General features: G+C 58.4%; 21 protein-coding genes. 9 read left to right on the plus strand and 12 right to left on the minus strand.

Annotation, left to right across the window (positions count from 1 at the left end; all coding sequences use genetic code 11):
* Positions 1–99: 99 nt before the first annotated feature.
* On the plus strand, positions 100–855 hold the full coding sequence (udp, locus tag OKB77_RS03070; RefSeq protein WP_005337975.1) for a uridine phosphorylase: 756 nt from the start codon (positions 100–102) through the stop codon (positions 853–855).
* Between the two features lie 154 nt (positions 856–1,009).
* On the opposite strand, the gene OKB77_RS03075 is transcribed toward udp, so the two are convergent.
* Positions 1,010–1,738 carry an RluA family pseudouridine synthase gene (locus OKB77_RS03075; protein WP_201951719.1) on the minus strand — a complete coding sequence of 243 codons (729 nt, stop codon included), beginning with the start codon at positions 1,736–1,738 and terminating at the stop codon, positions 1,010–1,012.
* Positions 1,739–1,960: 222 nt separating this feature from the next.
* Between OKB77_RS03075 and rihA the strand changes: the two genes are divergently transcribed.
* Both rihA and OKB77_RS03085 read left to right on the plus strand, forming a co-directional pair.
* On the plus strand, positions 1,961–2,896 hold the full coding sequence (rihA, locus tag OKB77_RS03080) for a pyrimidine-specific ribonucleoside hydrolase RihA (protein WP_201951716.1): 936 nt from the start codon (positions 1,961–1,963) through the stop codon (positions 2,894–2,896).
* Positions 2,897–2,929: 33 nt separating this feature from the next.
* On the plus strand, positions 2,930–3,397 hold the full coding sequence (locus tag OKB77_RS03085) for a hypothetical protein (RefSeq protein ID WP_005337958.1): 468 nt from the start codon (positions 2,930–2,932) through the stop codon (positions 3,395–3,397).
* Positions 3,398–3,498: 101 nt separating this feature from the next.
* On the opposite strand, the gene OKB77_RS03090 is transcribed toward OKB77_RS03085, so the two are convergent.
* The 3 genes from OKB77_RS03090 to OKB77_RS03100 all read right to left on the minus strand — a co-directional run bounded on the left by OKB77_RS03090 (position 3,499) and on the right by OKB77_RS03100 (position 6,120).
* Entirely contained in the window at positions 3,499–3,795 is a 297-nt protein-coding gene (locus OKB77_RS03090) for a winged helix-turn-helix domain-containing protein (protein WP_005344341.1), read from the minus strand.
* Positions 3,792–4,322, minus strand: a complete 531-nt coding sequence (locus OKB77_RS03095) for a DUF1523 family protein (RefSeq protein WP_005350438.1) — start codon at positions 4,320–4,322, stop codon at positions 3,792–3,794. Before OKB77_RS03095 ends, OKB77_RS03090 begins: the two co-directional genes overlap by 4 nt.
* Positions 4,323–4,497: 175 nt before the next feature.
* Entirely contained in the window at positions 4,498–6,120 is a 1,623-nt protein-coding gene (locus OKB77_RS03100) for a methyl-accepting chemotaxis protein (RefSeq protein WP_201951713.1), read from the minus strand.
* Between the two features lie 232 nt (positions 6,121–6,352).
* Here OKB77_RS03100 and OKB77_RS03105 point away from each other — a divergent pair, with 232 nt between their 5' ends.
* Positions 6,353–6,985 (plus strand): LysE family translocator, encoded by a 633-nt coding sequence (locus OKB77_RS03105; RefSeq protein WP_201951711.1) that lies wholly within the window; start codon positions 6,353–6,355, stop codon positions 6,983–6,985.
* Between the two features lie 73 nt (positions 6,986–7,058).
* Here the strand turns inward: OKB77_RS03105 and OKB77_RS03110 are convergent, their stop codons facing one another.
* The 7 genes from OKB77_RS03110 to OKB77_RS03140 form a co-directional block, all read right to left on the minus strand.
* Positions 7,059–8,267 carry a cation:proton antiporter gene (locus tag OKB77_RS03110; protein WP_201951708.1) on the minus strand — a complete coding sequence of 403 codons (1,209 nt, stop codon included), beginning with the start codon at positions 8,265–8,267 and terminating at the stop codon, positions 7,059–7,061.
* Positions 8,268–8,297: 30 nt separating this feature from the next.
* Positions 8,298–9,401, minus strand: a complete 1,104-nt coding sequence (locus tag OKB77_RS03115) for a beta-N-acetylglucosaminidase domain-containing protein (RefSeq protein WP_042053967.1) — start codon at positions 9,399–9,401, stop codon at positions 8,298–8,300.
* A 43-nt stretch (positions 9,402–9,444) separates the two neighbouring features.
* Complete coding sequence (locus tag OKB77_RS03120) at positions 9,445–11,172, minus strand: potassium/proton antiporter (protein ID WP_201951705.1); 1,728 nt, start codon at positions 11,170–11,172, stop codon at positions 9,445–9,447.
* A gap of 279 nt (positions 11,173–11,451) precedes the next feature.
* On the minus strand, positions 11,452–11,598 hold the full coding sequence (locus OKB77_RS03125; protein WP_005337933.1) for a hypothetical protein: 147 nt from the start codon (positions 11,596–11,598) through the stop codon (positions 11,452–11,454).
* Positions 11,595–12,284 carry a M15 family metallopeptidase gene (locus tag OKB77_RS03130; protein WP_158113202.1) on the minus strand — a complete coding sequence of 230 codons (690 nt, stop codon included), beginning with the start codon at positions 12,282–12,284 and terminating at the stop codon, positions 11,595–11,597. Before OKB77_RS03130 ends, OKB77_RS03125 begins: the two co-directional genes overlap by 4 nt.
* A complete protein-coding gene (gene dapE, locus OKB77_RS03135) occupies positions 12,281–13,408 on the minus strand; it encodes a succinyl-diaminopimelate desuccinylase (protein WP_158113203.1) in 1,128 nt (375 codons plus the stop codon). Before dapE ends, OKB77_RS03130 begins: the two co-directional genes overlap by 4 nt.
* A 19-nt stretch (positions 13,409–13,427) precedes the next feature.
* Positions 13,428–13,802, minus strand: a complete 375-nt coding sequence (locus OKB77_RS03140; RefSeq protein ID WP_158113204.1) for an ArsC family reductase — start codon at positions 13,800–13,802, stop codon at positions 13,428–13,430.
* Between the two features lie 240 nt (positions 13,803–14,042).
* Here OKB77_RS03140 and OKB77_RS03145 point away from each other — a divergent pair, with 240 nt between their 5' ends.
* The 5 genes from OKB77_RS03145 (at position 14,043) to OKB77_RS03165 (ending at position 18,264) form a co-directional block, all read left to right on the plus strand.
* Positions 14,043–15,749 (plus strand): recombinase family protein, encoded by a 1,707-nt coding sequence (locus tag OKB77_RS03145; protein WP_201951703.1) that lies wholly within the window; start codon positions 14,043–14,045, stop codon positions 15,747–15,749.
* A 26-nt stretch (positions 15,750–15,775) separates the two neighbouring features.
* Positions 15,776–16,708 carry a hypothetical protein gene (locus tag OKB77_RS03150; RefSeq protein WP_201951700.1) on the plus strand — a complete coding sequence of 311 codons (933 nt, stop codon included), beginning with the start codon at positions 15,776–15,778 and terminating at the stop codon, positions 16,706–16,708.
* 378 nt (positions 16,709–17,086) lie between these two features.
* The gene (locus OKB77_RS03155) at positions 17,087–17,224 is read left to right on the plus strand and encodes a hypothetical protein (protein ID WP_010674054.1); all 138 of its coding nucleotides are present in this window, start codon (positions 17,087–17,089) and stop codon (positions 17,222–17,224) included.
* A 112-nt stretch (positions 17,225–17,336) separates the two neighbouring features.
* Complete coding sequence (locus tag OKB77_RS03160; protein ID WP_010674055.1) at positions 17,337–17,879, plus strand: recombinase family protein; 543 nt, start codon at positions 17,337–17,339, stop codon at positions 17,877–17,879.
* Between the two features lie 82 nt (positions 17,880–17,961).
* On the plus strand, positions 17,962–18,264 hold the full coding sequence (locus OKB77_RS03165; RefSeq protein ID WP_270816912.1) for a DUF4156 domain-containing protein: 303 nt from the start codon (positions 17,962–17,964) through the stop codon (positions 18,262–18,264).
* A 973-nt stretch (positions 18,265–19,237) separates the two neighbouring features.
* Here the strand turns inward: OKB77_RS03165 and OKB77_RS03170 are convergent.
* Positions 19,238–19,552, minus strand: coding sequence for a hypothetical protein (locus OKB77_RS03170; RefSeq protein ID WP_005337929.1), 315 nt, complete (start codon positions 19,550–19,552; stop codon positions 19,238–19,240).
* Between the last annotated feature and the right edge of the window lie 167 nt (positions 19,553–19,719).

The following is a 19,719-nucleotide window of genomic DNA, read 5'->3' on the forward strand; positions in this document are numbered from 1 at the left end:
CGCCTCCCCGAAGAGGGGGGTAAAGGCTTGAAAGTATCATAAAGAATCATCTTAACTTGTGCCCTGACCATGCTGGCAGGGGGCAACCAGGAGTCCACTATGTCTGATGTATTTCACTTGGGTTTGAAGAAAGCGGATCTGCAAGGCGCCACCCTGGCGATCGTCCCCGGTGACCCCGAGCGCGTGAAGCGTATCGCAGAGCTGTTGGACAACCCGGTGCACCTGGCCAGCCATCGTGAATTCACTACCTGGCGCGGCGAGATGGACGGCAAGGCCGTGATCATCTGCTCTACCGGTATCGGTGGCCCGTCCACCTCCATCGCGGTAGAAGAGCTGGCCCAGCTGGGCATCCGCACCTTCCTGCGTATCGGCACTACCGGCGCCATCCAGCCGCACCTGAATGTGGGTGACGTGATCGTGACCACCGGTTCCGTGCGCCTCGACGGTGCCAGCCTGCACTTCGCACCGATGGAGTTCCCGGCTGTTGCCGACTTCGACTGCACCACAGCGCTGGTGAACACCGCCAAAGAGATGGGCTCCAAGCTGCACATCGGTGTGACTGCCTCCTCTGACACCTTCTACCCGGGTCAGGAGCGTTACGACACCGTATCCGGCCGCGTAGTGAGCCGTTTCCAGGGTTCCATGAAAGAGTGGCAAGCCATGGGCGTGCTGAACTATGAGATGGAATCTGCAACCCTGCTGACCATGTGCTCCAGCCAGGGCCTGCGTGCCGGTATGGTGGCTGGCGTTATCGTCAACCGTACCCAGCAAGAGATCCCGAACGCCGAGACCATGGCGAAGACCGAATCTGATGCCATCAAGATCGTACTGGGCGCTGCCCGCAAGCTGATCTGATAGCACCACAAAGAGTGGGGGGTGGGGGCCGTTGCGAAAGCACGGCCCCTATCTTTATCCGCCGTGTGTCCCTTTTCTTCTCGCGTCACGCCTTTCTCTATTCCCGCCGCACTCGCGTCTATTGCCATCTACTGACGGCCTCTACTGATTGCTCCTAAAAAGGCGCGGCACAGCGGATCTGCATCGGCTCGCCGCTCACCGGATGAGCAAAATCCAGCTCGCTGGCGTGCAGCATCAGCCGCGGCGCCTGTTCGCAGCCGGGGGGAAGCAGGCCACCATAGAGATCGCAACCTAGGATGGGATGACCTAGCAACTGATTGTGGATGCGCAGCTGATGGGTGCGGCCGGTCTCCGGCACCAGTCGTACCCGGGTCAGTGGCACGGTCTGCCCCTGTATCTGCTGCGCCAGCCGCTCAATCACCTGATAGCGGGAGCGAGCGGGTTTGCCACTGACGGCGCAGATCTTCATCAGCGGGAAAATCGACGGATCCTTGGCGATGGGGGCGTCGATAAGCCCTTCGCTGTCAACCAGATGGCCACACAGCAGGGCGCTGTAGGCCTTGCTCACCGCCCGCTGGCTGAACTGCTGGCAGAGCAGGGCATTGATGGTCTTGTTTCTGGCCACCACCATGAGACCTGAGGTACCAAAATCGAGGCGGTGCACCAGGGTGCAGCCGGGGTAATCCTGCACCAGTCGATAATGCACAGAGTCGAGGTTCTGCGGATTCTTGCCAGACAGGCTCAGTAGGCCGCTCGGCTTGTTGATGAGCAGCAGGTGTTCATCCTCGAACAGGATCTCGATGGCGGCACTGCAGGGCGGGGCGATAAAGGTGTCGACGATAACAGACATAGGGCACACGGGCTGGAAACGGGGGACGATCATACCCGAACCGGCGCGGCCGGGCGAATGGGCGGTGCGCTGCCTCGGCAAATGAACGGCATGACGCCATGCAAACTTTTGATAGTGAGCCGTGTTGAGCGGGGCGGTGTGCTGTGCAAACCGCCCAGGTCAGCAACAAGGCCCCGTTTTGTGACCCCCTCCCGAGTTCATCCGAGGCTTGCTTGTTAAGGTATGGCTCCCTGTTATGTTGTAAGGACTCATCCCATGGCACTGCCCGTTATTCTCGATTGTGATCCCGGCCACGACGACGCCATCGCCCTCATTCTGGCGCTGGCCAGCCCTGAACTTGACGTGCTGGCGGTCACCACCAGCGCGGGCAACCAGACGCCGGACAAGACCCTCAACAATGCCCTGCGCATCCTCACCCTGCTGGGGCGTGACGATATTCCGGTGGCGGCCGGGGCACCGAAACCGCTGGCCCGCGAGCTGATCATCGCCGACAACGTTCACGGCGAATCGGGCCTCGATGGTCCCAAGCTGCCGGATCCCGCCTTTGCGCCGCAGGGGATGACGGGGATCGAGCTGATGGCCAGATGTCTGCGCGAGAGCCCGGAGCCCGTGACTCTGGTGCCGACCGGCCCGCTCACCAATATCGCCCTGCTGCTGGCAGCTCACCCCGAGCTCAAATCCAAGATTGCCTGCATCGTATTGATGGGGGGCGCCGCAGGGGCCGGCAACTGGACGCCGGCGGCGGAATTCAATATTTATGTGGACCCGGAAGCAGCCGATATGGTCTTTAAGTCGGGCATCCCCATCACCATGTGCGGCCTCGATGTGACCCATGAGGCGCAGGTGATGGACGAGGATATCGAGCGGGTACGCGCCATCACCAATCCGGTGGCCCAGTGTGTGGCCGGGCTGCTCGACTTTTTCATGATCTACCACCGGGATCCCAAGTGGGGATTTGCTGGTGCACCGCTCCACGACCCCTGTACCATTGCCTGGTTGCTGGCTCCGGAGCTGTTCCATGGGGTCGAGTGCCGGGTCGATATCGAGACCAGAGGGGAGCATACCGTGGGGATGACGGTGGTGGATCGTTATGGTCTGACCGGCAAGCCAGCCAATGCGCTGGTATTGTTGGGGCTGGATCGTCCGGGCTTTATCGATCTGCTGGTGACGCGGCTGCGGGCGTTTGACTGAGCGCCGGTTCATTTTTGCAAGAAGGGGCGGGGAATGTGGAAGAGAGGCTTGGTGCTGCTGGCCGGGTTGCAACTGACAGGCTGTGCGACGCCATTCGAGCGGATGTGGCAGGGGCTGGCGACCTGTGAATTTACCGATCTCTATGTGGATGAGACGGGCAGGCCCGCCAATCTACAATTGGCCAACTACACCCCCTACAAGGTGAGCGACGGCTTTGCCTGGTACAAGGTGCACGAGGAGCTGCACGGCTTGCCGGTGGTCGGTTTTATCGTGCCAGCCTCCAGCTTCGAAGTGCACGCCCTCTTTGTCGATACTCCCATCGCCAACGCCCGCCGGCTGACCCACAACGCCTACGGCAGCGAGTTTGGCGACGAGCAGAAGCATGACGAGGGGTTGGCGCCCCTGCTGCTGCGCGATCCCAACAACCCCAAGCGATCCATCATCGACTGCACCCGCGGCGAGTCTGACGGAGAACTTGAGGATTCGGCCATGCCCGAGTAGGGTCACCTGTCACGCTATTGGCCTGAAAAAAGAGGGGCCAGCCTTGTCGGCTGGCCCCTCTTTAATTTAAAGCAGAGTGTGATTGCAGAGCGGTTCTCGGATCAGGGATAGCTCAGCGTCTCCTTGATAAGAGGCAGCTGGGCCTTGATCCACGCCGGATTGATGGGCCCCCAGTCGCTGATGCGGTAGTGTCCCTGCAGGTGGCGAGCCCCCTCGGTCTGCTCGAAGGCGCAGCTGATATCGAGTTCGGCCAGCGCGCTCAGGGTATCTTGCGCGGTGCGGCGCGGCATGCCGGTTGCCTCCATGATGGCGGGCACCGTATCCGTGCCCTGGCTGATCAGCCAGGCCACGTAGAGCCGCCGGTAGAAGCTGGTGCGGGTCTTGCTCGGCTCGCTCATAGCTCGTCCTCAAGACGATCGAAGTAGCGCCAGGTCGCAATGGCTGCCTTGCCCATAACTAGGGCCCAGAGGCCGAACCAGAACCAGCGGAAGAAGCTCCAGGTGGAGGCGTCAGGCTCTGTGCTCTCGATCTTGGTGACGTTGGGGAACATGGAGAACATGTTCACGCGCCAGCCGTAGGAGGTGATGATGGCCAGGCGTTTCTCGAACTCCATCGACTTGGCCTTGGCTTGGACGTCGGCGGCGTTGAACTTGAAGTAGAAGGGCCAGCCCCACTCGGTATCTTCATTGCGAAACACCCGGATCTTCTCGCCGGGGCGCTCGGTGTAGATGTAATAGACGTCTGTGGTGGGGCCGTCAGCCGGGTTTTTCTGGCTGATGGGGCCATCCTTGTCGGTGCGCTTCACCTCGACCCCGGTGATGGTAGCGATGGTGTGCTCCGGCAGGTAGTAGTCGAGCCAGGCGGCGGAAATGAGGGCGATGAGCCCCAGTGCGATAAAAGCGGGTTTCTTGAATCTCAGGCTCATGGTGTGCTCACGTGAGGGGGAGTAACGTGCCTCTACCATACCGATATTTGACAGGGCAGCCCAGCCCCTTATGGCGCCACAAGCCAAAAAATGGCGTTTAAAACAGAGACAAAGCCATTGCTCCATCAACAAGAAAGGCCCTTGCGGGCCTTTTTGTCTGGTTCACTTTGTGCGCTTACAGCTGGAATTGGGCCAGCTGTTTGCGTTGCTGCTCGGCGAGCTGTGAGAGTTCGTTGCTGGCACTGGCGCTCTGGCTGATGCCGGCAGAGCTCTGGCTCACGATCTCGTGAATATTGGTGATGTTGCGGTTGATGTCGGCGGTGACGCAGGACTGCTCCTCGGCGGCGGTGGCGACCTGGGCGTTGGCGTCGTTAATCTGGCGCACGGCACCGGTAATGCCGCTCAGCAGGTCCTGCACCTGAGCGGACAAGCGCTGGTTATGGCTGAGGATCTCCAGAGTCTCCTGCACGCCGTTGTTGGCGGATTGGGACTGGCTCTGCAGCCGCTCGATGATGGCCTGGATCTCCTTGGTGGAGTCCTGGGTACGGGCCGCCAGCATTCTCACCTCGTCGGCCACCACCGCAAAACCACGACCCGTTTCACCGGCACGGGCCGCTTCGATGGCGGCATTGAGCGCCAGCAGGTTGGTCTGCTCGGAGATCCCCTGAATCACTTCAATTACCTTGCCGATCTGCTCGGACTGGGATTTGAGCTGGGCCACGATGGCGGCGGCATCTTCCAGACTGCCCGCCATCCGGCTGTTGGCGGCGATGCTTTCGGTAAAGAGGGCGAGCCCCTGCTCGACCCGGCCATTGGCATCCCGCGCCAGCTCGTCGGCGACGGCGGCGTTGTGGTTGACGTTGTCAGCGGTACTGGAGAGTTCGGTCACGGCGGAGGCGACCTGTTCGATCTCGCTGTGCTGCTGCTTTGCATTGGCCTCGGACTGGGTCATCACGGCGGCCAGCTCGGTGGCGGCGGAGGCGACGCTGTTGCTGATCCCGGTCAGGCTCTCGATGGTGCTACCAAGTTGCCCCAGAGTGAGATTGATATCTTTGGCCAGACGGGTCAGCTCGTTGTTGCCCTCCGCTTTGGCGCGCACGTTGAAGCGCCCTTGCGCCACGGCGTGCATCACCTCTTGCAACTGACCGATGGGGCTGACGATGCGCCCGGAGAGGACCCAGCCGCAGATCAGCGCCGCCAGCAGGGTACCGGCGGTGAGCAGCAGGGTACGCAGCAGGGTGGTGTCGTAGTGGGCCTGCTCTTCGGCCAGCTCTTGCTGGATCAGCTGGTTGATGTGGGCGGACATGCTGTCGATCTGCTTGATCAGCTGTTCACCCAGCTCGCGGAAATGGAGGCGAGCCGCCTCGTAGGCGACCGGATCGCCGCCACCCTGATGTTTTTGCGCCAGCAGCGGCAGCATGTTGCTGCGGGTATGGCTGAGGTAGGCCTGCAGGGCGGCAGCGACCTGACGGTTATCCTGCTCGGCACCGGGGAGCACCAGACGGCCGAGGATGGCGTTGATCTCCTGCTCGGCGCTGTTGAGGTTTGCGGGCAGTGCAGCAAATAGCTTGGCATCGTAGAGGCCATAGATGGCGCTGGTGCGCAGCCGGTAGGTGGCGTGGATCAGTTTGGCAATATCGTCCTTCTGCTGGACCACGCTCTGGGTCGTCTCATCTATGTCATTGATGGCTTCATCCAGACCCTGTTTGCTGATGGCGATCATCACCATCATCAGCAGGCTGGCCAGCAGCAAAGGTATCAAGACCTGGACACGTATTGATAGATTATTCAATGACATAAATGGCTCTAATCCGAAATTGGAGGAGCCGACATCTTACACATGCACGTCAGGAGCTGTCACAGGCTTTTATTGCTGAAATATGCTGAGGAAAACGTTTTTTCTTGTGAGAAAGGAGCCATTTAGGCATGATTGAGCGCTTTATCCCCTGAATATGTGGTACAACTGGCTGGGTTGTGTCAATCCTGTCCCGTTTTCGTGATTTCCCGCTCTCGTCATATGGAGGTGTGTTGTGTCCAGCTGGATCGATCCGGCCATTCTGGCTCTGTTTATCCCGACCTTTTTCTTTGTTTCGGTGACCCCGGGCATGTGCATGACCCTGTCGATGACCCTGGGGATGAGCCTGGGGGTGCGCTGTACCCTGCATATGATGTGGGGGGAGCTGATCGGGGTCGGGCTGGTCTCGGTGCTGTCGGTGATCGGGGTGGCAGCCATCATGCTCAACTACCCGGGGATCTTCGCCGCCTTCAAATATGTGGGGGGCGCCTATCTGGTGTGGCTTGGCATCCAGATGTGGCAGGCCAAGGGGAAGATGGCCATTCCGGCGGATCTCTCGGCCGGTCAACAGACCAGTGCCATGGGGCTGGCGCTGCAGGGCTTTGTCACCGCCATCGCCAACCCCAAGGGGTGGGCCTTCATGATCTCTCTACTGCCCCCCTTTATCTCTGCCGACAAGCCGATGGCGCCGCAGATCAGCGCGCTGGTGGCGCTGATCCTGGTCATCGAGTTCTCCTGCCTGTTGCTCTACGCCAGCGGTGGCCGCACTCTGCGCCACTTCCTCGCCAAGAGCGGCAACATCACCCTGATGAACCGCATCGCCGGTACTCTGATGCTGGGGGTGGGAGTCTGGCTGGCGCTCGGGTAAGAGCTGTCAGTGACTCTCGCCACAAAAGAAAAATGCCACCGATCGGTGGCATTTTTTATGGGCGCCGGGTGGCTCAGCGAGGCTTGAAACGCTCGACCCAGGGGTTGGCGGTGAGGCCGTGCAGGATGACGCTCAATATGATAGTGCAGAGCACGGTGGCGATGATGGGGCGCTGGCCAATCAGGGAGGGCTCGTTTTGCAGCACCATCACCGCAAAGACGATGCTGGCAAGGCCCCGCGGCCCGAACCAGCCGATAAAGAGCTTGAGCTCGGGCTTGAGGCCGGTGCCGATGAGGCTCAGCCAAACCGGCACTATCCGCAGCAGGGTGAGGCTGGCAATGGCATAGAGCCAGTATTGCCAGTGCAGCAGCTCCGGCAGAATGGGCATAAGGGTCGCGCCAAACACCATCCAGATCACCACGGAGAGCAGGTCGCCGTAGCCTTCGCAGCTGTCCATATAGGCGTGCTTGTGCTCGCCGAGGCGGTGGCCGATAAAGAGGCCACCGACAAAGGCGGCGATAAAGCCGCTGCCACCCAGCGTCTGGGCCAGCGCAAAGCAGAGCAGGGCCAGCCCCGGCATGGTGAGCTGACGCCAGAGTGGCAGTTGCCAGCCATTGAGATAGGAGATCTTCAGCAGCCGGATGGTGAGACTGGTCAGCACGAAGGCGACCAGCAGGCCAATGCCGATCTCCTCCAGCATCAGGGTGATAGCCAGGGTGGCGGTGCCTGCGTGCTGCTCTGTGGGGGCGATAAGGGCCAGCAGCAGGAGCAGCACAGGTACGCAGATGCCGTCGTTGAGGCCGCTCTCCTGATTGAGCCCTTCACGCACCGGTGCAGGCACCGCGGGGTTACTGACCACCGCCTTGCCGAGCGCCGCATCGGTGGGGGCAAGAATGGTGGAGAGGATCGCCATCTCCAGCAGTGGTAGGTCGGGGAAAATCCAGTGGCCAAACAGGGCGCCACAAAGCAGGGTGAGGGGCAGGCCAATCAGCAGCAGGCGGATGGGCAGCTGGCGGTTGGCCAGCAGCACCTGCCAGTTGGTGTTGGCGGCATCGTTGAACAGCACGATAACCAGCGTCAGCTCGGCCAGCAGCTTGATGCCGGCGCTGTCGATAGAGAGGGAGAGCAGCTCAAGCCCTCCCGGCCCCAGCAACCAGCCGGTCAGCAGAAAGAGCAGGGGGCCGTTGACCAGTTTTGACTCGAAGCGCCCCGCGATCAGGCTGTAGATCAGCAAGAAGGCGGCGATCACCGCCAGATTCTGGTAAAGCAGGTGTGCATCCATACAACCTCCTTTCTGCCCCGCAGGGGCGGTTTAATCGGTCAGGCAGTCGGGATCGAACACATACTCCCCGTCCAGCCAGCGCACGATTTCGTCGACGCAGGATTGGTCGCGAAACGGCAGATAGCGCGCCTTGAGAGCGGCAATCTGCTCGGAGGTGAGCTGTGCCAGCCCCAGATCCTGAAACAGCGGCAGGTCGGCCTCGATCATCGCCGAGATCTGCGGGCCGCAGGTGGCGTTGAGGGCGGCATGCAGCGCCTTGTCGGGGTCGTACTGCTTGCCGAGTCGGTAGCTCATCGGCAGGGTAGCGAGGGGCAGGGCCGACAGCGCCGCCTGTTTCATCGGGTTGACCGCGTGGCCAGAGACCAGCTCCGCCAGCTCGGCGGGGCGGTTCTCGAAGGCGCGCAGGTGCAGGTAGCTGCTCGCCTTGCTGCCATCGTTAACCGGGTAGTTGTCCCACAGGAAGGGCTTGCGGCCGAGCAGTTCGTTCACCTGCTTGAGGTGACTGGCCGGATATTCGCTGGAGCAGACCTTGGGGCCGGTCCAGAAGATCTCGAAACGGCGATCGAGCTGCTCGCCAAGCTCCTCCAGATAGCGGGGAGGCATGGCGCCAAACACCTTCTCCAGCACCGGATCGGTCGAGTAGTAGCTGGGGCAGAAGATGAGGCGGCTTGCCTTGCTGTGGGCCGCGATATCGTGGGCGATGGTGAGCTGGTGACGGGCCAGGTCCGGGGTATCCCCCTTCATATCGTCAAACAGCACCGCCAGAATATCGGGCTGGAGCATCTCGTCGATGAGGCGCACTTTCTCAAGCAGCGCCGAGCGTTTGCGATCGTAGTCGTGATGAGCCCCCATGGGGCTCAAGCCCACCCCGAAGGCGAGCCCGTTGGCGCGGCACTGGCGCGCCAGCTCGGCGAGATCGGCCAGTTGCTGCTCGGGCCAGGGGAGGGCCCAATGCTTGCGGAGATAGCCATCCTCTTTTGGTGCATAGATATAGAAACCGTAACCGTGGCGTGGCAGCCACTGGGCGTAGCGGGCGCGGGCCTGCCAGCTCCATCCCTTGCCAAAAAAGCCTTCAATGACCCCCAGATTGGCAGCGGGGGGCAGGGGGCCGGACAGCAAACTTTGATATGGCATAACTCTCTCCCTTCTTGCTGGGGACTTGATACGGGACGGTCGGTCAGACCGGGTCCTCTTCCTGAAAGCGCACCCCGATCTTGCTTGGTACGCTCTCGTCCATTTCGGCCACGGTCCAGATCAGGCCCTGCCATTCGATGTGGTCACCGACCACCAGATTATCGCCCAACTGGTTGGCAATAAAATCGCCCAGTGTCTGATCCGCCATCTCGCTCACATCCAGCCCATAGAGAGGGGCGAGATCCACCAGCCGTGCCGTCGCTTCCAGCAGGAAGTCACCGAAGAAGCGGGGGCCGAGATCTTGCTCCGGCGCTTGACTGAACAGCTGGCCGAGGGCGGGGAGGTCACGTTCGTGACCGATGACGCAAAGGATATCGTCCGCCTGCAGACAGGTACTGCCCGAGGGGTGGAGCAGCTCGCGGCCACGAAACAGGGCGCAGATCCGGGTGCCGGCGGGCATCTGCAGATCCCGCAGTGGCGAGCCGATGCACCACTTCTCCTCCCCCAGCTGGTAGACGAAGGTCTCCCACTGGCTGTCGAGATCGATCTCGAGCCCGGAGCGGTTGATGGGCGACGGCGGTGCCGGTACCTCCACCCGCGCCAGTTTTGATGCCAGCGGCAGCGAGCTGCCCTGCAAAATCAGCGAAACCAGCACCACGAAGAAGGCGACGTTGAAGTAGAGCTGGGCGTTGGGCAGTCCCGCCATCATGGGGAAGACCGCCAGAATGATGGGCACGGCGCCGCGCAGGCCAACCCAGGAGATAAACCAGCGCTCGCGGGGGGCGAAGTTCTTGAACGGCAGCAGCCCGATCCAGACCGACACCGGGCGGGCAAACAGGATCATCCACATCGCCAGCGCCAGCGCGGGCAGGGCGATGGGCAGCAGCTTGTGGGGGGAGGCGAGCAGCCCCAGCACCAGAAACATGCCGATCTGGCTGAGCCAGGTCAGGCCATCCAGCACCGACAATGTGGTGCTGCGACTGCGCAGGGCGAGGTTGCCGAGCAACAGACCGGTGAGATAGATGGCGAGAATGCCGCTGCCACCGACCGCAGTGGTGAGGGCGAAGATCAGCAGGCCACCGCTGACGGTGAGCAGCGGATAGAGCCCCGGCGCCAGACGGGCTGTGTTGATGAGGCGCCACAGCAGCCAGCCGCCGCCAAGGCCGATCCCGGCGCCAAGACCGAACTGCTTGACCAGTTGCAGCAGCAGGAAGCCCCCATCCAGCCCTTGCTGGGCGGTGGCGAGCACCTCGATCAGGGTGACGGTGAGAAACACCGCCATGGGGTCGTTGCTGCCTGACTCTATCTCCAGCGTCGCGCTCACCCGCTCGTTGAGGCTGCGCCCGCCAAGCAGGGAGAAGACCGCCGCCGCATCGGTGGAGCCGACGATGGCGCCGATCAGCATCCCCTGCATCAGGTTGAGGTCAAACAGCCAGGCAGCGGCGAGCCCCGTCAGGCCGGTGGTGATAGCCACCCCGACCGTCGCCAGCGACAAGGCAGGCCAGAGCGCCACCCGGAACGAGGAGACCCGGGTGCGCATGCCGCCGTCGAGCAGAATGATGGCAAGCGCCAGGTTGCCCACCAGATAGGCGATGGAGTAGTCAGCGAAGTGGATGCCACCTGGGCCATCCTCACCCGCCAGCATGCCGACGGCGAGGAAGATAACCAGAATGGGAATACCGAGGCGGGAAGAGAGGGCGCTCAACAGTACGCTGGCTCCCACCAACAGGGCAGCGACAAAAAAGAAACTGTTGATGGTAGCGGCATCCAAGGGCGAACTCCTTCCTGGTAATGTGCAAAGTAGGCACATTATATGCAGTTAGGCCCCCCTTGTGTGGCTTATTTGTGCATCAATTTGCACTTTCTTACATTTTTCATCCCTTTTTTCAGCATGGCCGCGCCATATTCTGACAGTGACGGGGTTAACGAAAGCGGAGTCAAAGGAGCGTCGATTTAAGGATGCGCAGGGAGGAGAGGGCGGGGAAAAGCGAAACGGCACAGCAGAGGGAGAGGGGAGCACAAGGGCGCTCCCCACGGGATGGGGCGGGATTCAGTCGTCCTCGTCATCCTTCACTTCGCGGATCTTGTCCTTGTAGTTGGGCAACTGCTTCTCCAGCCGTTTCATGTCTTTGATGGCATTGAGAAACAGCCCGAGCAGGAACAGCAGCGGCAACCCTATCCACAGCCAGAGATTCATGGGATTTTCCTTTCGTCAGGACAGGTGGTGACATAACGGGCCAAAATTTCATCAAGATTGGCCAATATGGTCGACTTGCCTTCAATATCCGCCTGTTGCAGGCAAAGCGCCAGTGCTGCGGGATCGAGCCGCTGCTCATCGGACTCCAGCGAGAAGCTGATATGCCAGGGCTCGTAGGCGACCCCGCTCTGTGCCCCGACCGGCTTGGCATAAGGGAGGAAGAAGCCGAAGTCGCTCATATGGTCGCTGAGCCACTCGCTGAGATCTGCAAACCAGCCCCCGGCTTCATACTCCCACGGCTCCAGTGCCAGTTTGGTATCGGCAGGCAAACAGTCCGGGTCGTAGATGTCGAGATCGGTCCCCCAGTGGTGGCGGCTGGTGCCGGGCAGGGCGCTCCAGCGCAGGATGGCGTGCAGCCGCTCCACCTCGCCCAGTTGCAGGGCATCGATGGGCTGGCTGTTGGCATCGAGCAGTGGCCGTTCGCCGCGCCACTTGCCATTCCAGATGGCGAGCTGGCGCTCGAAGCTGCGCCAGCTGGAGGCCGCCTGCAGGTTGAACCCCTCATAGGCGGCCGCCACCTGCATGTCGTTGAAGGCCGCCGCGGTGGCGGCGGTCAGACGATGAGGGCCGCGCCCCACCAGAATAAGGTGGCTCTCGTCGAGCCCCAGCAGTTGTTCCTGCGTCATGCCAGCAATCTCTCGAGCACCCCTTGGTACATGTCGGCCAGCAGATCCAGATCGTCCGCCTTCACGCACTCGTTCACCTTGTGAATAGTGGCGTTGACGGGGCCAAGCTCAATCACCTCGGCGCCGGTAGGGGCGATAAAGCGCCCGTCGGAGGTGCCGCCGGTGGTGAGCAGGGCCGGTCGCTGACCGTTCACCGCCTCGATGGCCGCCACAGCCGCATCGAGCAGCGCGCCTGTGTCGGTGAGGAACGGCTGGCCGGAGAGGGTCCAGCTCAGCTGATAATCGAGGCCATGTTTATCCAGCAGCGCTTCGACCCGCTCACGGATATCCATGTCGGTCAGTTCGGTACTGAAGCGGAAGTTGAACTGGACCTGCAGCTCACCCGGAATGACGTTGGAGGCGCCGGTGCCGGCCGAGATATTGGCGATCTGGAAGCTGGTGGGGGGGAAGTAGGCGTTGCCCTCATCCCACACGGTGGCGGCGAGTTCCGCCAGCGCTGGCGCGGCTTTGTGAATGGGGTTGTCCGCCAGATGGGGATAGGCGACATGGCCCTGCACCCCGCGCACCAGCAGATCGCCGGTGATGGAGCCGCGGCGGCCGTTTTTCACCACATCCCCCACCACGTCGGTGGAGGAGGGCTCGCCGACGATGCACCAGCGGATCTTCTCGTTGCGGGCCTCCAGGGTGTCGATCACCCGGGTGGTGCCATTGATAAAGGGCCCCTCTTCATCGGAGGTGATGAGAAAGGCGATGGACCCGGTGTGATCCGGATGCTCGGCCACGAAGCGCTCGACCGCCACCACCATGGAAGCCAGCGAGCCTTTCATGTCGGCGGCGCCGCGCCCGTAGAGCACGCCATCCTTGATGGTCGGCTCGAACGGCGGGGTGTGCCATTTCTCCAGCGGCCCGGCGGGCACCACGTCGGTGTGGCCGGCGAAGCAGAACAGTGGCCCCTCGCTGCCGCGGCGGGCCCAGAGGTTGGTGGTGTCCTCAAACACCATGGGCTCGATGACAAACCCGATCCTGGCGAGGCGCTCCGCCATCATGGTCTGGCACCCTTCATCGAGGGGGGTAACGGAGGGGCGGCGGATCAGATCCTTGGCCAGTGCGATGACATCCGACATCAGTTGTCCTTAGTTGTCCTTAACGGGAGAAGAGGGATTGGTAGTGATCAGCCTTGAAACCCAGGGTCAGTTCGCCGTCACGGTCGAGCAGCGGGCGCTTGATCATGGCCGGATGTTCCAGCAGCAGGGCGCGCGCCTTGGTGGTGTCGAGCCCCTGTTTGGCCTCATCCGGCAGGGCGCGGAAGGTGGTGCCGCGGCTGTTGAGCAGGGCTTCCCAGCCGAGTTTTGCCAGCCAGCTGTCCAGATCGTCCGGGTTCAGGCCGTCGGTGCGGTGGTCGTGAAAGCGGTAGTCGATACCGGCCTCATCCAGCCACTTGCGGGCTTTCTTGATGGTGTCGCAGTTTTTGGGGGAAATGCCGTAGAGCACAACTTTGCATTCGGTCTTGTTTTCCATGGAGTTCACCGTGTTCCGTTCAATGGGCCATAGCATACAGGCGATCACTATGCAGGGAAATGTGGCTACCTTGGGCTGGTCGTCTGACGGTGGGCTGTTCTTCTGCAATGTGGTGGTTTCGGTAAAAATAACTTTGATTGCATATTGTGTAAAGTGCCGACCAACTGATAGGCTCATCCCATCTTAATTTTCAGCCGTGCTCACTTGCTTCCAATGTGAGCCAATAGCAAAGGAGTTGCCATGAGTCGCCCCGTGAAAGCCTATTCCTATATTCGATTCAGTACCCCCAAGCAGGCGCAAGGAGATAGTTATCGCCGCCAGCTTCAGCAGGCTATGGATTACTGTGCTGAGCACAATCTCCAGCTTGATGACAAGACGATTGATGATTTCGGCACGAGTGCATTTCGTGGTGCCAACATGTCTGAAGGGGCGTTAGGTCGCTTCGTTGATGCTGTGAAGCACGGTGAGATTGAACAGGGGTCATACCTGCTGGTTGAGTCAGTAGACCGTCTGAGCAGACAAGCAGTCGAAGAGGCCCTTGAACAGTTCCTAGCTATTGTGAGGGCGGGGATCGTCATTGTAACCCTCTCTGATAAGCAGGTCTTTCGTAGAGGTCAGGTGGACTTCACCAAGCTGATAGTCTCAATCGTCTACATGGCTCGTGCTAATGATGAGTCAGAGATGAAAAGCCGTCGGAGCCGTGCAGCATGGTCAAATGGCCGTGAGCAGGCAAGAAAGAACAACAAAGTGATAGCTAACTCCCGTCTACCTTCATGGCTCACTAGGGATGGGGAGCAGATCGTCCCTATCTCCGAACGAGTAGCTATTGTGAACGAGATGTTTGAAATGGCGAAGTCAGGCTGTGGCTATGAGCAGATTGCTAAGGTATTCCTAGACAAAGGCTACAAAACATTCGGCAAAGAGGCTGACTGGCGTCCGGCAGGTATTCAAGCGGTCATCAAGAGTCAAGCGGTGATCGGTGTTTTCCAGCCACATGTCATTGAGAACGGCCATCGGGTGCCTGCTGATGAGCCAATCTTGGGGTACTACCCCACGATAGTCTCCCCAGCCTTGTTTGAAGAGGTGCAACACCTTATCAGCAAGAGAAACAAGCATAGTGGTTCCTATCGCAAGGGAACCTTTAACAATCTCTTCAGTGGTGTACTTCGCTGTCAGTGTGGTGAGTCATTACGTTATCAAAACAAAGGGCGAGCAGGGAGCCCAAGAAACTATCTGGTTTGTCCCAAGCAAAACACCGCTGGGTGCAAATTACCGAACATGCTTTACGGCAAGGTTGAACCACAACTTTTGCAAGCAGTGTTCTTGCTGAACAGGGTAATGAAGCAACGGGTTGAGGGGGAGGATAAAACAATCGCTCTTAGAACCACGCTAGCCGAATTACGAGTTCAGCTAGAGGTTGAGACCCAGAAGAGAAAGAAGGCAGCTCAACTTGTGCTGGATAACGATAATGATGCGGATTATCGAGTCTTGTTCGAGCAATGCAAGAAGAAGACGCAAGCCTTAGAAAAGCAAATTCAACGAGCTGAAAGTGACCTTATGAGCCGGGAGCTATCAGTGAAAACGCTCAAATACTTCGTAGATCCTGAAGACCTTCGCAGTACGGAGCAACGCCAACGATTCAACGGCCAGCTGAAAACAGCGTTGAAGGAAATTCGATTCCGCTTTGATGGCGGCTATCTGTGGGCTGAGTATATGGATATTGATGGTGGTCGCGTATTGACGCAGATCTTTGAAGACAAGTTGGCGGGGAGTTCGATTTATGACGGGTCTAGCTACCTAGTAAGAAAGACTCAAACTGAAGCTCCTTATGGTGTTGACCCTTCAGTTATGCAACAGGAGATGGACGATTACATTCGAAATCTCCAGAAGAATGATGATGGTACAGATCCAGATTTCGAAGATTTGAGCTCGGAATATTCCAAGTAAAAAGCTGTGATGAGGTGCTATTGAACATGACAGCAATTTTCATTGGCCAACCTGCCCGAGGGATTATCGACCCCAGATCATTGCTGTCACAAATACCTGGTTTCAATGGGCGGTACAGTCAGTACGTCAGGCGGGCAATCAACAACATCCGGCAGGTTCAAGGACTCGACCTGCCGGAGGTTCCCGAACCGGATAATGGATTGGGAATGTGGACTCCCTTACAAGCCTTGGCTGTGTTGACCTATGGCCCCAGCTCTCACCTGAACGCAGCGTTGATAGCGGAGATCGAGCGGTTGACCGGACAATCATTACCACGAGAGGAAGGTCAGAGCCGCTATGAGGCAGCATTTTACACAGAGTACCTAGTTTCGCTGCTTGCTTGGTTTGAAGAACAGCAGCCGGGTTTGCGAATCGAAGTGATCCCGCAGTTTTCTTGCGGCCCTTACCGAATAGATTTCCGAGTCGATTTGCAGTGGTTCGACCCGGACGGAAATTATTTTGACGTACCGATCCGGCAGGAAACGTACTTGCTGGAGTTTGACGAAGCTTATCATCTGGAGCCAGCGAACCGCCAAGCAGACCAACAGCGTGATGCCTACATTGAGCAGCAGACGGGCCTCAGACCGCTCAGAATTCGGCACGAGGAGCAAGAGTTGTGGGCCACCATCTGTCGTACTCAGGGACGCATCCTAAGCGTGGAAGAGTACCTGCAAGAACTGCTGGAAGTGATGAAATGGCGACAGGAGGAGGGGCATATCTATATCACGCGGGAGTCCTCACAGAGTGCTTATACCTGCGATTCTACCGGGTATCTGCGTTACTCCTCTCAGCCCAAACGCGATTTGAAGAAGATTGCTGCTCGGCTCGATTGGCGATTGATAGATGGGCATAGCGACAAGTTGTCGTATTACCGTCTGACCCCGCCGCGAGTGACTGCCAATCGACACATTTCGGGGTGATGTATCTGGTCGATTTGAGTCTCATCGACACATCCAGCAGCGTGTTCATGGGCTTTTCGGCGGCATGTGTCTGGTGTTCCAGCTGTTCCAGCCCGATATAGATACCCGTTTAGTTACTCAGACTCTTATCTATTTACTGCACCGAGGGGGAGCCTACAAGCCACCCGAAGGAGACAAATCAAGAAGATAGCAACGATCTCGCCCCGTTGGCGGCCCTGAAAAAACAATCCCGAACCCCACCAGCACAAGGAAAGCGAGCAGGCAACATTCAGACCCTACGCCGGTATAAGCGAGATGGAGATCTACACCATAGGAGAACCCCATGGAATACATCACATCTGGCCCCTTGTCGGGAGCCATCCAGCAAGGAGAAGGCGTATGAATGAGCAGCAAGGAAACCCGTTACTGAAAGCGTTGGAGGCGGCACTGCTGGCAGCCTTGGGCGTCCTCATCAAAGAGGCCGTCAACTCGATGCAGACACCACCGCCCCCGCCGAAAGAGCCGGACGCTCAATAGACCATGCCCGTGTGACAGACCGGAAGCCCCTCGGCAACCCCTGTCACACGGGTTGGTTTTCGAGTTTTGACACGTTTTTCTTGCAGGGTCTTGAGCCTATTGGGAGGCCATCATGGCAATCATCGGGTATGCCCGTGTCTCGACCACGGGGCAATCGCTGGAGCAGCAACTGACAGCTCTGGCGGAGTGTGAAAAAGTTTTTCAGGAGAAGGTCAGCGGTAGCAAGACGGATAGGCCGCAACTACAGGCAATGCTCGAATTCGCCCGCTCTGGAGACGTGCTAAAAGTGACCAAATTGGATCGTCTGGCCCGGAACACCCGGCACTTGCTGGAGATCACAGACCAGTTACACGCCAAAGGGGTAACATTACAGATCCAGAATCTGGGCATCGACACGGCCACTCCGACAGGTAAGCTAATGCTGACCATGATCGGGGCCATCGCCACGTTCGAGCGGGAAATCATGCTGGAGCGTCAGGCGGAAGGAATCGCCTTGGCTAAGGCCAAAGGGGTCTACAAGGGCCGGAAGCCGACAGCGATGGAGAAGCGGGATGAGGTGCTGCATCTTCTATCGCAGGGCATCGCTAAGGCATCAGTGGCAAAGCGGCTGGGTATCAGCGTGTCGAGTGTCCATAGAATTGCTTGTCAACCTTGAGTTGCTTGGGCATGATTTTGTACCGAGTACCCCCTCATTAACTGGGTGTATATCAACCACGATTCAGAGAATGGATTTTGAAATGAAGAAAATTGCAATTCTATTTTCAGTATCATTAATGACTGCATGTTCATCAAGTTCATCAGCATCATTGCCAGTAAAAGTTATTGATGCTAAAGCGGCAGAGAGCTGCAAGCTCATTGATGTAGTATCAGGAACTGAGATTTTCAGCTTGACGGTAGATAAGAACGTTGCATTGGCAAGACAGAATGCTGCAAATGAGGCTATCAAGCTAGGAGCTAATGCTGTTGTCATTACAGGTACTGACGTTACCGCAAATGGTAATTCGGCAACTGTTACGATGAATGCATATTCGTGCAACTGATCCAGTATTGGTGCTAGCAACCTCGGATATGAGGAGATGTGATCTTGATTGATCGCATCTTTTCATTGCCATCTATCGATAAGGGAGTGTTCATACAGTGAAGTTATCAGGGATTGTATGTGTTCTGTGTGGTGTTTTTCTTACTTCTAATGCTATTGCTGCGATTTCTGAAGAGGGAAGTTCTGTACAAAAGTCCCTCTCTGAAGGCAAAAAATGTATGGCGACATGGAGTAATGAAAGTTCTAAGGAAGGCCAAAAGACAGAGATTTTCGCAGTGAGGGAGCTGGATGATAAGACCCAATACTACGTTTCTCACTCGAATGAGTACCCAAAGATATGGACTTGGGACTTTAGACTTATGGGCATCAAGTGCGAGTAGTACCCTAAGCAAGCATCATATAGAAAAGCAGTCTGATGCTACGTTGAAAATAGGGTGCCCTGATAGCACTACCTGCGTAGTTGCTTGAATCACATGCGGTACAAACTAGTGGTGCAGTTGACAAAACGTTAAGTTATGCCTTCTCAATGAGATCTGTTTGTTATTAATTGGTGATGACATCGATGGTTCGAAGCCCAAGCATTCCTTGGGCTTTTTTGTGGTCTATTCAATAAAAACAGCTCGCAGTTCTTGATGCCATAGAGGGTGATGGCCATGGGGAGTCCTTCTCTTGTGGGCGCTGGCCGTGGGCCGCGTCCCGAAAATCCGAATCAACGCAGTGCAAGGGCCCGATTCTGGCATTGTGGCAATCCCATGGCAACGCCGATGGTCCGGCTCGCGGGTTTTACCGGAACTGGTCACACCTGAACGGCGCTTTTGAGTTCAAGATCAGAAGCAGTACGGTGGGCGTGCCCGATGGGCCCGTTATTGCGGGAGAAGAGCCGCTATTGCAGGAGAAAAAGAGAAGGGGGCAAACGCCAGATAGCCAAAACGCGCCAGCGGGCGCGTTTTGGTCGGCATCATCGAGCACCTCAATCAGTGCAGGGTGGTCCACTCATGGTCAAAGACCCGGGCCCGTTCCCAGGGTGCATCAGGCAGGCTGGAAGAGAGGCCAGTGTATTTGCCCACGTCGTCCACCACGATGGCGGAGAGGATCGGCAGGTTATTTTCGGTGCAGTACATGCGGATGCGTTGCAGCAGGGTGCGCAGTTCATCCTGGCACTGCTCCAGCCCGGCCTGCTTGGCCAGTTTGGAGTAACGAATGGTAGTGCGTTCCTTTGCAGACTCGACGAGGATGTCCCACAGCTTGTAGTCGCAGGTCGAAGCACCTGCGGTGGCTTGGCTTGTCATAACTCTCTCCGGCGCGAAATGGTCGCTATGTGTCGAAGCGCATCTTCGCCAGTTCGGCGCCGTCAGATGTTGATCCAACGCAAAAAAGAGGGGAGTCGCGTCACACAATTCCCGGATATGGGGTGATAAAGGTTTTTCGGCAGTTGAAATAACGAAAAATTGTTACA

Origin of the sequence: Aeromonas sp. Y318-3, from assembly GCF_027706185.1 — a bacterium.
In the GTDB taxonomy this organism is placed as follows: domain Bacteria; phylum Pseudomonadota; class Gammaproteobacteria; order Enterobacterales; family Aeromonadaceae; genus Aeromonas; species Aeromonas veronii.